Below are 13,505 nucleotides of genomic sequence, written 5' to 3' on the forward strand. Positions count from 1 at the left end.
GTTTGGTTGAGTCGTGTTTGGTTAAATGGGTTTGAAGCTTGTAGCTTCAACGCAGTCAATCACCTGCAGTGAGCTTATGTGCAAATACTGCTTCGGGACGCTTTACGCCATCCATGGCCGCTTAACGAAAACTTCCCCTCAGTCGCATCGGCACTGGTTCATGCTATCTCTTCGATTTAGCATCATTTGGTACGAATGTTAAGTTAAAAGCTAACTTGGTTTTGCCCCAAAACGTGTCAGTAAGGTATATCTGAGAAAACTCATAACCGGGCAATATAAAAGCTATAATATCGAAAATCTTTCTTAAAAGATGTAATCATAAAAGGTGATTAGATACAAATCTGTACAAAAAAACTACCGTAAAAAAGCAAACTCCTATAGCATAAAACATACCTATTAATATGGATGTGGCATAGACCAAGTCCAACAAGCGATTTATGCCTTACAAATTGCGCAACGTATGAATACTAATACATTATAAAGCACAAGGAACGTATGAGTTTATCCATCGGTTGTTCTCCAAATGAGCAAGTTGAGATCACTGTAGAACAGTATCAACATTATCCAAGCAGTGAGTCTTTTGATGATAACTGGCTTATTTGCTCTGTTAGTGTTTCATTTGGAAGCTTCAGTGGTAAATTTTCTGCCAGCTTTCAAACCTATGATTTTGTTAAGTTCTCTAAAGAAATACAAAAGCTCTATGCTTGCCTAAAAGATACAGCCACATTCGACAGTCTTGAGGGGCAGCTTGAAATCAAGCTAACTGGGAATGGAAGAGGTGGAATTGAATTAGAGGGTAATTGCATGGACAGTGTAGGTGTTGGAAATGAACTTAAGTTCTCTACAGGATTTGATCAAACCTATCTCCAATCTATTATTGAAGACCTAGATGAGATTTTAGAAGGCTTTCCCGTACGAGCTTTATAACAAAAGACTATGGCGCTAACCTAAATTCACCATACTTATCATAATGCGAATAGTGAGTGTTAGAGCTTGGACACTAACAAGCTTCTGTCCAGGTACGGTTTAGAGTGACCACATTAAGCAGTTATTGCCCCAAAACGCTTTACGATCTAATTTCAGAGTTATAAATATATAAAACTAAGCTAGTCACTATTTGACTTATAAACCTGTGGCAAAAAAGATTAACCACTATATTTTGAGCGAAATAAGTGGTGTTAATATTATCAATGCTTTGAATACAGAGATTAACAAGATGTTATATTTTCAAATAGCTAATGTCGCTGATGTCATTGCGATATCTGAAAGTAACGTTTTTTAATTCCTTAGAAAAAGAGTGTTGGACACAGATTTTGACTGTCCAACACTAAAATGATTTAATCACAAAATAAGGGGTTGTTAAATTAGAATTCCCGGTTCATTTTTTCAAAGCACTTCGTTAGCACATCAATTGAGCTTTCATCTAAGTTACGAGTAATGTCTTCTGTCAGTTGTATATGCATACGATTATGGTGCGTATGAAGCTCAATCCCTTCAGTTGTTAATCCAACAAGTATTGAACGCCTATCGTCTTCGTGAGGAGAACGGGTAATTAATCCAAATTTAACCAGTTTCTCTACCTGAACAGTTAACGTACCTGTAGTAATTCCAAGCCTATCAGCTAACTCCTTCATTCTCATCGGCCCATGAGAACCTAACACCTCTATAGTATGCACTTGTGCTAGTGAATACCCTGTATCTTTAACGACGGATTGCTCCCAAGAAGACAGTTTGTCGTAAAACTCGATGATTAAGTTATTCAAAGAATGCATAAAGGATCCTAGCAGTAATTTACTTCGATAGTTAAGTGACTTAGCTTATCAAACTTACTCAAAGAGTGTTTAAATGTTTCTACATTGGCACCTGTTGTTGTACACAATGCTATTGAGGCTGAATAATGATCTGCGCTAATTTTCCAGATATGGATATCAGTAACTTTAGTGTGCTCATCATCAATCGTGTTAATTATTTCTAATTGGTATTCTTTGTCGATGTTTTCATCTAACAGAATTGGACTTGTCTGTTTCATGAGACCCAAGGCCCATTTGGTAATAATCACAGCACCAACAACTCCCATTATTGGATCTAACCAATACCATCCAAGGAATTTTCCTACCAAAAGTGCACAAATTGCTAACACAGAGGTTAATGCGTCAGCGAGCACATGGAAGTAAGCTGCCTTGAGATTATGATCGTGATCACTATGATGATCATGGTGTTCTTCATGGTGATCATGCTCATGACTATGGTGGTCACTGTGGTCATGACCGTGATGTTCGTGACCAAGTATAAACATACTGGCGATGTTTACGATAAGTCCGATTATAGCAACAAGAATGGATTGATTAAATTGGATCTCAATAGGTGATAACAGACGATGTATAGATTCTGCTAGCATTATAATTGCGACAATACCTAGTGCTATTGCACTGGTATATCCGCCGAGAACTCCCACTTTACCAACACCAAAAGAGAACTTATTACTACTTGCATGCTTTCTTGCATAACTATAGGTGAATAGTGTGATGCAAAAGGCCGCGGCATGAGTTCCCATGTGCCAACCGTCAGCGAGTAAGGCCATAGAACCATAAACAGTACCGGCTATAACTTCGATGATCATGGTGATGACTGTGATGACAAGTACATACCATGTTCGTTTTACATTTTGCTCATTAACAGAAGTAAAATTGTGTTGGTGGGTAAATTTTTCAGCAATAGTTTTCATATTATTATTGTTTGATTATCAAATAAAGCTAAAAGTATACTATTTGATGGTCAAAGTAAATGGCTGTGGCTATTCTATATTTTAAAGAGGTGGAATACAGGATTTAGTCACTTCGTTAGAGTTATTTCCATTAACTTTCAATATTATAACGAAATTACCGATACTAATTGTAATGTGATCAATGAATTTAGAACTTTAGTTTTAACGTACTTTTGTCCAGAAATATGTCTAGAGGCGTGAACTATTTATGCCCAATTGTGAGTTAAGACCCACCCGTAAGTTCATAAATTGAGCTAATACTAAGCATTATATATATAGTTTACGAGCCTATGAGTTAATGACTTAATCATGTAACTATTAATTTTTATGGGATTAGATCGATATCAAAGTTTTTTAAAAACCATGTCAACCCAACAAAAAAAATCATCGATATCATTATGCCAATTAACAAAGAACTCCAGAAACTATATTTGTTTAGAAGCACTGGAAACAATAGAAACATCGGTAACGTAGGAATGACGTACCAAAATGTATACCAAGCATGATTAGCTATTTTTTCATTTGATTCATTTTCGACATACATCCAAATCATTGCCATGATAGTTACAATTGGGAGAGCAACGACTAGTGCGCCAAATTTATCGCTGCGTTTTGCTATTTCTGAAGCCGCAACAATGATTGCAGCTGTAATGAGATATTTTGTAATTATCCAGGTCATAATTTCTCTGTTTTCATAAAAATCAAAAAACCGATTGTCGATAGGTTTTTAGTTTGTCATACTATTGATAAATAGTTAAGAGAATAATTTGATGCAATTAGGTGACTTAGAAAAGTTAGTGCTTCAATTCCTATGGTCTGAGAAAGAAGCAGATGCAAAGCGTGTACATGCAGTAGTTGGGATTACTCGCGGAAATTCGTTAAATACGATCCAAACTACGTTAGATCGACTGTTTAAAAAGGATTTGTTAAGTAGAACTAAGCAAGGGCATGCACATTTTTATACCGCCAAAGTTGATAGAGAATCACTTATCGCAACATTAATAACAGATGTTACAGCCGACTTTATTGAAGATGGTGAACATAGCCTGATTGCTGCATTTGCTTCATCTTCAGCTAATCTTGACGACGCTCAATTTGATGAATTGGAAAAGCTTATAGAAGAACAACGAAAATTACGTAGTAGGCAAGCATAAGATGCTCGAAGGTAACGTGGCTATTTTATTAAATTTGATTAGTGTTGCAATAACGGCTTTTGTTATCGTTACACTATTAATATCTGCTATTGTCCCGTTGATTAGAAGCAGCTTAGATGCATTTGATTTTATCGCTCGAAAACGAATTTTGTGGTTGATGGTTACTTCTCCTTGGTGGATTGCGCTATTTTGCGTAGGAATATTGTTCCCTCGTCAAGGGAATGGATACTTAATTCTTTGGATGGAAAAGGTTGCACATTGGCATCATATCGATCTATTTATAGTAACAAGCTGGCATGGATTAACTTTGGTCATTGCAGCAGTCGTATTGGCGGTGTTGATTAACATTTCCTTTATTCAAGTTCGCCGTCATTCCATCGCAATACACAATCTTTTTAAACTTTCAGATGTTCAGCCTATCGCGGGTCAAAATGAAGATACTGTTTTTTCAATCTCATTAAGCATGCCTGCGGCTTTTACCATCGGTTTATTCAAGCCAAAGGTTTACCTTACATCAGGATTACTACAACAGCTTGAACAATCTGCTGTTGATATTATTATCCAACACGAGTTAGCACATGTTAGAGCAAGAGATCCCTTATTCAAAAGTATTTACGCTTTTTTCTGCCTACTTTATCCGAAGCCTATCCGCCGCTCTTTACAACAAGATTTTACTTTATTAACAGAACAACAAGCAGACGATGCCGTCACGCTCTACCATGACAACCTTGATGTGGCACAAACTTTAGTTACAGTCGCTAAGAAACAACGTCTGTTACCTGTTAGCTGTGAAGGAGTTCAAGTCAGTCATTTTAGTAAAGACCAAATTACCCTACGGGTAGAAAACCTTCTTTCTCCAAGAGAGCAAGTATCTGGAGCTAAACTGGCATTTACAGGGTTATGCTTCCTCGTGACTACATTATTCACATTATCAACTGTTGATAGCCTCCACCATCTAATCGAAACCTATTTCAACCATTAAATAAGGGTTATGAATGAATAATATTGTTGAAACAACCATAGATAAAAAACCGATTGCCAATCGGTTTTTGTGTGGTTTTTTTATCTCGGCCTTAGCATTTTCTGTGACAGCAAAAGACAACACAGAAATAAAAGTGCCACTTTATTTAGAAGACGCTATTCGCATGACGTTAAGTCACCACCCTGAGTTAGCGGTATTTTTGCATAAGACAAATATGCAAAAAGGAGCAATACAACAAGCAGGTATTGGTGAGCCAGCACAAATTGGGCTTACTTTTGAAGATGGTTTAGGCGTCGGTGAACATAGTGGGCTGAGTAACATGCAAACCACACTGACGTATTCCTGGTTGTTGCAACAAGAGCAAATTAATAGCCGTGTTGGCAATGCACAAACAGAGATGGAGCAGGTAGATATTGATAAGCACATTGTCACAATGGATTTAGCGGCGAGTACAGCAAAACAATTTACTCAAATCTTAGTAAAGCAAGAGCGTCTGAAGTTGAATCAAATGGCAACGCTTCAAGCGAACGAAGTGCTTAAAGCCATATCTGAACGCGTCAGTGCCGGCAGAAGCTCAACGATTGAAATGCGTATGGCAGAAGTTGAAATCGTGCGGATGCAGCTAGCTGTTGAAGATACAGAGCACGATTTAAAAGCTAGCCAGTATCAATTGTCGTCGTTGTGGGGAAAGCCAGGCACCCAATTTAGAGTCAATGGTAATTTATTCGCTCTGCCTGTGTTATCAAGTTTAGATAAGGAACTCGATAAACTGAAAAAAAGCCCGTATATCACTCAATTTGCAACCGCTACCCGCATAGCACAATCACAATTGGAGCTGGCGCGGATAGAGGCTAAATCTCAATGGCAATTTTCTGCTGGTTTTCGCCGTTATGAAGCAACAGATGACTTTGGCCTTGTTGCTGGTGTATCGGTTCCTTTTGGCGCAAGCGACCGTAATGCAGGGACTATTTCGACCTTACAAGCCAAGCAAGACGTGCTTGCTGTCGAACAAGTAGCGTTAATGCAAAAGCTCGACTCACAGTTATATGTACAACTACAAGAAATAGCCCATGCACGGCATGTTATCGATGCTTTTGAAAAAACGATAATCCCAACATTAGAAGTGACATTAAAAGAGGCTGTTCGAGCCTTTGAACTTGGACAACTCAGCTACAGTCAATGGAGTGATATACGCCGTGATTTACTTAATGCCCAATCGGAGTTGTTAAATACATACGAGAGTTTGCATTTACAACATTTTGAAATTCAACGCCTAACGGGCGCATCTATATCATTGTGAGACGTTTATGAAAAATAATAATATTTTTACATCACTGACTTTTGCAATATTTCTTTGCTTAAGTGTGAGCCCTTCATTTTCAGTGTCTGCATCATCTGCCCCTGAAGCGGAAGAAGCTGAGCCAGAAAAAGGCCCCCACAGAGGCCGCATGTTGCGAGACGACAATATGGCTTTGGAGCTAGCTATTTTTGAAACGGGTGTACCGCCGGAGTTTAGGGTGTGGGTAACCGATGCAGGCAAGCCTGTTTCACCGGATAAAGTGGCTTTGAATGTTCAACTTACCCGTCTTGGTGATGTTGTAGACGATATTAACTTTCGTGTCGAAGGTGACTTTTTACGTGGAGATTTAGAAATTTACGAACCTCATTCATTTGTGGTCACCATTAGCGCTAAATATCTGGGCAAAAATTATCGCTGGCAATACGATAACCTTGAAGGCCGAACTCGTATTGAGCCAGCAGTGGCTGAAGCTATGGGAATTAGTACCGATGTTGTCGCGGCTAGAACACTTCATCAAACCATTCCTGCTTATGGGCGTTTATCGCTTCCAGCGAGTGCGACACATAATATATCAGCCAGATTTGACGGGGTAATCACCAAGTTGTTTGTTAAACAAGGCGACCTTGTAAAGCAAGGGCAGACACTGATGACAGTTGAAAGTAACGAAAGCCTTAAGCCTTATCAAATCACATCTCCTGCCGACGGCATTGTGACTGAACAGTATGCCAATAGTGGTGAACAAACAGCGTCAAAAACCTTATTGACCCTAACCAATACGTCGCAATATGTGGCCAAGCTAGCAGTATATCCCGCCGATTATAAAAATGTCGTTGTTGGCACTCCGGTAACCGTAAAGATTGAAGGTTATGACACTCCGCTTACAGGGAAGGTTGAGTTTATTGAGCAAAAAGTCCGCGATGACCAGGCTAAATTAGTATGGGTGAAGGTGCCGAATGTGAATAATGCTCTGGCCGACGGTGGGTTTGTTAACGCTGATATTGAGGTGGCGACGATTGATGTGCCTGTCGCAGTAAAAAAAGTCGGTTTGCAAGGGTTCAGGGACTTTACCGTAGTTTATGCAAAAGTAGGTGAACAATACGAGGTGAGAATGCTTGAGCTTGGTCAAGATGATGGTGAGTGGGTCGAAGTTCTTGGTGGAATTGCATTAGGGGCAACCTATGTGACTGAAAACAGTTACATCATTAAAGCTGACATTGAAAAGTCTGGCGCTTCGCACGATCACTAGGAGTAGTAAATGTTGGAATCTATTTTACGCTTTTCCATAAAGCGCAATGTACTCGTTTTAGTACTAGTGATGATTACGGCTTTTGTGGGCGCCTGGAATTTTACCAAGCTGCCTATTGATGCTGTCCCTGATATCACCAATGTACAAGTCATGATTAACACCAAGGCACTAGGGTATACACCATTAGAAATTGAACAACGGGTCACCTTTCCATTAGAAAATGCGCTTGCGGGATTGCCTGGGCTTACATATACCCGTTCTGTGTCACGTTATGGTTTATCGCAAGTTGTTGCCATTTTTGATGACAATACCGATGTATATTTTGCTCGGCAATTGGTGAGTGAACGCTTATCTGCCGCGCGTTCAGAATTACCGTCAGGACTTGAGCCTGAACTCGGACCGATTGCCACTGGGCTGGGTGAAATTTTCATGTTCACAGTGGATGCGTTACCCAATGCAACACATGCCGATGGCTCCGAGATTACACCCACCGACCTACGTACTGTGCACGATTGGACTATTCGTCCGCAACTAATGCGTGTGCCTGGCGTTGTTGAGGTGAATCCTATTGGTGGGTTTGAACGTGAAATTTTGGTTGCATTCAAACCCCAAAAACTGCTCGCGTTTGGTGTTACTCAAGCTGATGTGGTTGACGCAATTGCACAAAATAATCAAAACCAAGGCGCAGGATTTATTGAGCAAAATGGCGCGCAATGGCTTATGCGTATTCCTGGGCAAGCCGAAGACTTACAAGCCATTGGTAACATTCCGCTAAAAAGTATTGATGGTTCACCTGTTCGCATAAAAGATGTGGCAGATATTGGTGATGGAAAAGGGCTGCGTAATGGTGCTGCCACCCAAAATGGCCGTGAAGTGGTGATGAGCACTGTATTTATGCTTATCGGCGAGAATAGTCGCACAGTGGCTCACGCAGTAGGTGAGAAGCTAAAACAAATTAACGCAAGCTTACCTCAAGGGATTGTGGCTACCGCGGTATACGATCGTACTAAGTTAGTTGATCAAACACTTAGTACAGTACAAACAAACCTGACCGAAGGGGCTATTTTAGTTGTAGTTGTGTTGTTTATTTTACTTGGTAATTTCAGGGCCGCATTTTTAACCGCATTGGTGATCCCGTTTGCGATGTTAATGACTGTGACAGGCATGGTTCAAGTTGGTGTTAGTGCCAATCTAATGAGTTTAGGTGCGCTTGATTTTGGCTTGTTAGTGGACGGTGCAATTATCATTGTTGAAAACTGCCTGCGCCGTCTGAGTCAAGCTGGGCAACATTCTTTACCTTTGAAAGCACGCTTAGAACTAGTGTTTGATGCAACCCGTGAAGTGATCCGCCCAGCGTTATTCGGTGTGTTCATTATTACTGCCGTGTATTTACCCATTTTCGCCCTTGAAGGTGTAGAGGGGAAAATGTTCCACCCGATGGCCATTACCGTTGTTATCGCCCTATTAAGTGCCATGTTACTGTCGGTAACCTTTGTGCCTGCAATGATTGCATTGTTATTTAAAAAACCAATCAAAGAAAAGCACAGTCCAATTATTCGTGGAGCGGCTTATTTGTATCGTCCAGCGTTAAATATGGTGCTTAAAGGTCGTTGGATTGTGGTGTGTATGGCGGTGTTGTTAGTGGTCATTTTTGGCCACCAAGCTACCCGGCTAGGCAGTGAGTTTGTACCAAACCTTGATGAAGGTGATATTGCCATGCATGCACTGCGCATTCCTGGAACATCATTAAGTCAGGCAATTGCATTGCAAGAAGTGTTAGAAGAAAAAATTCAGCAAATGCCGGAGGTTGAAAGAGTATTTGCCAAAATAGGCACGGCCGATGTGGCAACTGATGCTGTACCGCCAAGTGTTGCAGACAACTTTATTATTCTAAAACCACGTAATCAATGGCCTAATCCTAATAAATCAAAAGAGCAGGTGGTGGAGGATTTAGCTGCGTTGGTAGAGCCAATACCTGGCAATCGTTATGAATTTTTACAACCTATTCAAATGCGGTTTAATGAATTACTGGCGGGTGTGAGAGCCGAATTAGCAATTAAAGTGTTCGGCGATGATTTTGAAACCCTTGCCGCATTAGGTAATGAAATTGAGTCAGCCATTAGCCAGGTTGAAGGTATAGCCGATGTGCAAGTTGAACAAACTACGGGGTTACCGCTTTTATCCATAATCCCTAACGCTGACAAAATTATGCAATACGGGATCAGTAAAGCGCAATTGCAATCCCAATTAGCGACTGCGCTAGGTGGAACCGTTGCTGGCAAGTTTTATCAAGGTGATAGGCGTTCGGATATTGTCGTTCGATTAGATGAAGTACTGCGTAATGATGTCGACGCACTGTCATATTTGCCAATTCATCTGGGCAATGGTCGTTCTGTGCCATTACAAGAACTTGCTTCATTGGAATTGATTAATGGTGCAAACCAAATTAATCGAGAAAATGGCAAGCGTAGAGTCGTTGTGACAACAAATGTGAGAGGCCGTGATTTAGGTGGTTTTGTGAGTGATATTCAACAAGCCGTTGCTGCCAATGTTGATATTCCTGCTGGTTACTGGATTGAATACGGCGGCACTTATCAAAAGCTCCAGTCCGCTTCACAGCGTTTAAGTATTGTAGTACCAGTCACGTTGCTCATGATTATTGGTTTATTAGTGTTAGCGCTGAATTCAATCAAAGATGCATTAATCATTTTTACAGGCGTGCCTTTAGCATTGACGGGCGGGGTTGCTGCATTAATGTTAAGTGGTATTCCATTCTCAATATCAGCAGCAGTTGGCTTTATTGCGTTGTCAGGTATTGCCATTTTGAATGGATTAGTCATGGTCTCGTTTATCCGAGAATTACGAAAAGAGGGCATGAATTTACACCAGGCTATTTTTGACGGTGCATTAACTCGACTTCGACCTGTAATGACCACTGCGTTTGTTGCATCGTTGGGCTTTCTTCCGATGGCGTTTAATAGTGGTATGGGTTCTGAAGTACAACGGCCTTTAGCTATGGTAGTTATCGGTGGGATTATTTCCTCAACGCTACTAACTTTATTTGTTATTCCCGCACTTTACCGAATTTTACATAAAGATAAGGATACGATTTTGATTAAAACAGAAACTTTGGAGTCATTTAATGCCAAGTAAATTATCAAGCTATTGCTTGTTCGCACTCCTCCTATGTTGCTCCTTTATTAGCATTGAGGTACTCGCTCATGGTGTTGATGACAATACTAGAGCTTTTTTAGAGCAAAATAGCGGCGTACAGTTTGTGCCATTTCTTTACATTGGCGCAAAACACATGATTACCGGATACGATCATTTACTATTTTTGGTTGGCGTTATTTTCTTTTTATATAGAAGCCGTGATGTTTTCATATATGTCACGATGTTCACCATCGGTCATAGCACTACGTTGCTGTTAGGTGTGTTAAGCGATATCCAAGTAAATGCCTACCTTATTGATGCAATTATTGGCTTATCTGTGGTGTATAAGGGGTTTGATAATTTAGGTGGCTTTAAACGTTGCTTCAAATGGCAACCTAACACGCAATGGGCTGTTCTCATTTTCGGGCTATTTCATGGCTTAGGCTTAGCGACAAAATTAGAAGAATTTAATTTACCCAGTGAAGGCCTATTTACCAATTTAGTCGCATTTAACATGGGTGTAGAACTCGGTCAGTTCGCGGCTTTAGTGGTGATATTAATTGTTCTCAACATCTGGCGTAAATGGCCTTCATTTCAGCAATTTTCTACACTAACAAATACCCTACTAATGAGTGCAGGTGTCATGTTGATGGGTTATCAATTGACTGGTTACTTTATTAATTAATAACAAAGAGAAATATATGCAACATACAGTAAGTAGTAACACGTTAATTAAAGCTTCTTTAGCAGCAACGGTTCTAGCGGCTTTTGTGTTAGTCACCCTTATTTTGCCTGCTGAATACAACATTGATCCCACAGGCATTGGTCAAAAAATAGGTGTTACCACATTAGCTCCCATGCCTGAAACTCAAACACAAAAAAGCTCAAAAGTAGAAGGCACAACAGAGTTTCAAATTATCGAAGTCATTGTGCCTGCTGGAAAAGGTGTCGAATACAAGTTCGAGATGCAGCAATATGAAAAAATGACTTATGAATGGCTAACTGATGGAGATGCGTTGTTCTTCGACCTCCATGGCGAACCAGAAGGGGATACCACTGGATACTATGAGAGTTATGTTATTGCGACATCAGATGACATGAAAGGGAGTTTTACAGCCCCCTTTCCTGGCTCTCATGGTTGGTATTGGAAAAATAAGTCCGACAACCCAGTAACGGTAAAATTATTGGTTAAAGGGCAATACAAAGTTATTGGTTTAAAATAATAAGGACGCATTTATGAGAAATTTATTTATATTTTTAGTTATCGGTAGTGCTTTTATCGGTAGCTATTCTTTTGCACATGTAGATAGAATGAAAAGCATGGATCATTCAAGAAATAGTCATATGAATGAGAAGAAGGTAATTAGCATTACTATTAAAACAATAAATAAAATGACATTCAAAGATTTAGGTTATGAGGCTGGTAAGCTGCCATCTTCATGGGAAACCATTAACAATGCAGATGTAAATATTGTAAATGTTTATGAAGGAAGTTATGTCGTGAGTGCTACGAACTCACAAGTTAAACAGACATTATATTTTAGAATTGATGACGATGGTGATGTCGTTGCAGTATCTGAGAATAAGGGCTTTTAATAAGCGGTAAGTAATGAAATAGTGATTGTCAAACGACTACTTCTAATTGAAGTAGTCGCAACCATTGTTCTTACTAAATTAGGATAAGAACAAGGCGTCTAAAGGCGGCACTACCAACTTAGAAGCCTGTTGGTAATCATGGCAATTGCACCATCATCCTAATTGTTTACTATTACACATTATGAGAGTCTGAGTTAGTTAACTTGAAATGGTCGCATAATCATGTGAATCGCTTTGGTAATGGTGTCCCAGTGTTCATTCGTTGAGTGTAAAAACATCTGCACATAGCCAAAACTCAAACGCGATTATCCTGACTTACAATACATCCTCATTAGCGAAAGTACTATTAGCTACACTTATGATGACCAATCAATAAAGTAGGAGGTCACCATGGTCTCATCAAACAAAAAAAATCATAGCGGAGTCAAAAAGCCTTTTCGGCTCGAAGAGATTTGGCGTATTCGAACTAGGCTAGAAATAGAAAATAGCCTTATGCAACTAGCGTTACTCAATTTGGCAATCGATAGTAAACTCAGAGCAAGTGACCTACTTCCTCTGAGGGTTTGTGATATATCGTCACAAGAACGAATGTTTGCAAGAGTTAAGCTTATTCAGCAGAAAACGGATGTTGAAGTCCAGTTTGAAGTCACTGCTAGAACTCAACAAAGTCTGATGAAATGGATTTTTGTCGCAGCTCTAAAGACAAGTGATTATTTATTTCCAAGCTTAATACGAAATGAGCAACCGATTAGCTATTCGTATTATCGTTCTCTTGTCAGGTCGTGGGCATCAAATATTGGTCTAGATCCTAACTTGTATGGGACTCACTCAATGAGACGAACCAAAGCAACATTAGTCTATGCAAAAACTAAGGATATTCGAGCCGTCCAACTTTTACTCGGACATACTAGAGTAGACAACACAATTCGTTATCTTGGTGTTGAATTGGAGGATGCTCTTACACTTTCAGAATCTACTGATTGTTAATACGGTATGCCCCCAGAACCTAAGGCTATTTTTCGTGGCATTCTGACTATTAATCAATGGATTATAATATCTTTGGGTCATATATATGTAAAGAATTTATTGATTGAAACTAATCACTAAAAACACCTGTATATCGAGCTTTGCTATACTTATTATAATGCAAACCATATATTTTAGAGTATAAAATCTAACTCACTTTTGTCCAAAAGTGAGTTACTAAGAGATACGCTTTCAGTTGTAATAAAATGACAATTCATAATTATAGTATCTAGGTGCAGTTCCAATTTGTCAGACTATGGGTACATTTTATGTCAGAGTATAGT

13 protein-coding genes are annotated in these 13,505 nt (G+C 39.6%); 10 read left to right on the plus strand and 3 right to left on the minus strand.

The window, feature by feature from the left end:
• Positions 1-495 precede the first annotated feature (495 nt).
• A complete protein-coding gene (locus H5185_RS17715; protein ID WP_182742749.1) occupies positions 496-927 on the plus strand; it encodes a hypothetical protein in 432 nt (143 codons plus the stop codon).
• A gap of 437 nt (positions 928-1,364) precedes the next feature.
• On the opposite strand, the gene H5185_RS17720 is transcribed toward H5185_RS17715, so the two are convergent.
• The 3 genes from H5185_RS17720 to H5185_RS17730 all read right to left on the minus strand — a co-directional run bounded on the left by H5185_RS17720 (position 1,365) and on the right by H5185_RS17730 (position 3,443).
• Positions 1,365-1,772 carry a MarR family winged helix-turn-helix transcriptional regulator gene (locus H5185_RS17720; RefSeq protein WP_124018395.1) on the minus strand — a complete coding sequence of 136 codons (408 nt, stop codon included), beginning with the start codon at positions 1,770-1,772 and terminating at the stop codon, positions 1,365-1,367.
• Between the two features lie 8 nt (positions 1,773-1,780).
• Positions 1,781-2,725 (minus strand): CDF family Co(II)/Ni(II) efflux transporter DmeF, encoded by a 945-nt coding sequence (gene dmeF, locus H5185_RS17725; protein ID WP_182742750.1) that lies wholly within the window; start codon positions 2,723-2,725, stop codon positions 1,781-1,783.
• 364 nt (positions 2,726-3,089) lie between these two features.
• Entirely contained in the window at positions 3,090-3,443 is a 354-nt protein-coding gene (locus H5185_RS17730) for a DUF3147 family protein (RefSeq protein WP_124018393.1), read from the minus strand.
• Between the two features lie 91 nt (positions 3,444-3,534).
• Here H5185_RS17730 and H5185_RS17735 point away from each other — a divergent pair, with 91 nt between their 5' ends.
• The 9 genes from H5185_RS17735 to H5185_RS17775 all read left to right on the plus strand — a co-directional run bounded on the left by H5185_RS17735 (position 3,535) and on the right by H5185_RS17775 (position 13,182).
• Complete coding sequence (locus H5185_RS17735; RefSeq protein ID WP_123884050.1) at positions 3,535-3,918, plus strand: BlaI/MecI/CopY family transcriptional regulator; 384 nt, start codon at positions 3,535-3,537, stop codon at positions 3,916-3,918.
• A 1-nt stretch (position 3,919) separates the two neighbouring features.
• Entirely contained in the window at positions 3,920-4,900 is a 981-nt protein-coding gene (locus H5185_RS17740) for a M56 family metallopeptidase (protein ID WP_123884041.1), read from the plus strand.
• A gap of 13 nt (positions 4,901-4,913) precedes the next feature.
• The gene (locus H5185_RS17745; RefSeq protein WP_182680803.1) at positions 4,914-6,200 is read left to right on the plus strand and encodes a TolC family protein; all 1,287 of its coding nucleotides are present in this window, start codon (positions 4,914-4,916) and stop codon (positions 6,198-6,200) included.
• A 7-nt stretch (positions 6,201-6,207) separates the two neighbouring features.
• Positions 6,208-7,446 carry an efflux RND transporter periplasmic adaptor subunit gene (locus H5185_RS17750; RefSeq protein ID WP_182742751.1) on the plus strand — a complete coding sequence of 413 codons (1,239 nt, stop codon included), beginning with the start codon at positions 6,208-6,210 and terminating at the stop codon, positions 7,444-7,446.
• Between the two features lie 9 nt (positions 7,447-7,455).
• Positions 7,456-10,599, plus strand: a complete 3,144-nt coding sequence (locus tag H5185_RS17755; RefSeq protein ID WP_124018390.1) for an efflux RND transporter permease subunit — start codon at positions 7,456-7,458, stop codon at positions 10,597-10,599.
• A complete protein-coding gene (locus H5185_RS17760; protein WP_123884037.1) occupies positions 10,589-11,284 on the plus strand; it encodes a HupE/UreJ family protein in 696 nt (231 codons plus the stop codon). Before H5185_RS17755 ends, H5185_RS17760 begins: the two co-directional genes overlap by 11 nt.
• A 16-nt stretch (positions 11,285-11,300) precedes the next feature.
• Complete coding sequence (locus tag H5185_RS17765; protein ID WP_123884036.1) at positions 11,301-11,822, plus strand: hypothetical protein; 522 nt, start codon at positions 11,301-11,303, stop codon at positions 11,820-11,822.
• A 13-nt stretch (positions 11,823-11,835) separates the two neighbouring features.
• Positions 11,836-12,195, plus strand: coding sequence for a DUF6488 family protein (locus H5185_RS17770; protein ID WP_182742752.1), 360 nt, complete (start codon positions 11,836-11,838; stop codon positions 12,193-12,195).
• A 390-nt stretch (positions 12,196-12,585) separates the two neighbouring features.
• Complete coding sequence (locus tag H5185_RS17775; RefSeq protein ID WP_123884034.1) at positions 12,586-13,182, plus strand: tyrosine-type recombinase/integrase; 597 nt, start codon at positions 12,586-12,588, stop codon at positions 13,180-13,182.
• Positions 13,183-13,505: the final 323 nt, after the last annotated feature.

This window comes from Shewanella sp. SG44-6, assembly GCF_014164185.1.
Taxonomy (GTDB): Bacteria; Pseudomonadota; Gammaproteobacteria; order Enterobacterales; family Shewanellaceae; genus Shewanella; species Shewanella vesiculosa.

Bases quoted from the DNA above. Each gene is read 5' to 3' on its own strand.
- H5185_RS17745 (WP_182680803.1), top strand. From the start codon at position 4,914: ATGAATAATATTGTTGAAACAACCATAGATAAAAAACCGATTGCCAAT.
- H5185_RS17735 (WP_123884050.1), top strand. From the start codon at position 3,535: ATGCAATTAGGTGACTTAGAAAAGTTAGTGCTTCAATTCCTATGGTCT.
- H5185_RS17775 (WP_123884034.1), top strand. From the start codon at position 12,586: ATGGTCTCATCAAACAAAAAAAATCATAGCGGAGTCAAAAAGCCTTTT.
- H5185_RS17750 (WP_182742751.1), top strand. From the start codon at position 6,208: ATGAAAAATAATAATATTTTTACATCACTGACTTTTGCAATATTTCTT.
- H5185_RS17770 (WP_182742752.1), top strand. From the start codon at position 11,836: ATGAGAAATTTATTTATATTTTTAGTTATCGGTAGTGCTTTTATCGGT.
- H5185_RS17720 (WP_124018395.1), bottom strand. From the start codon at position 1,772: ATGCATTCTTTGAATAACTTAATCATCGAGTTTTACGACAAACTGTCT.
- H5185_RS17740 (WP_123884041.1), top strand. From the start codon at position 3,920: ATGCTCGAAGGTAACGTGGCTATTTTATTAAATTTGATTAGTGTTGCA.
- H5185_RS17715 (WP_182742749.1), top strand. From the start codon at position 496: ATGAGTTTATCCATCGGTTGTTCTCCAAATGAGCAAGTTGAGATCACT.
- dmeF (WP_182742750.1), bottom strand. From the start codon at position 2,725: ATGAAAACTATTGCTGAAAAATTTACCCACCAACACAATTTTACTTCT.
- H5185_RS17755 (WP_124018390.1), top strand. From the start codon at position 7,456: ATGTTGGAATCTATTTTACGCTTTTCCATAAAGCGCAATGTACTCGTT.
- H5185_RS17765 (WP_123884036.1), top strand. From the start codon at position 11,301: ATGCAACATACAGTAAGTAGTAACACGTTAATTAAAGCTTCTTTAGCA.
- H5185_RS17760 (WP_123884037.1), top strand. From the start codon at position 10,589: ATGCCAAGTAAATTATCAAGCTATTGCTTGTTCGCACTCCTCCTATGT.
- H5185_RS17730 (WP_124018393.1), bottom strand. From the start codon at position 3,443: ATGACCTGGATAATTACAAAATATCTCATTACAGCTGCAATCATTGTT.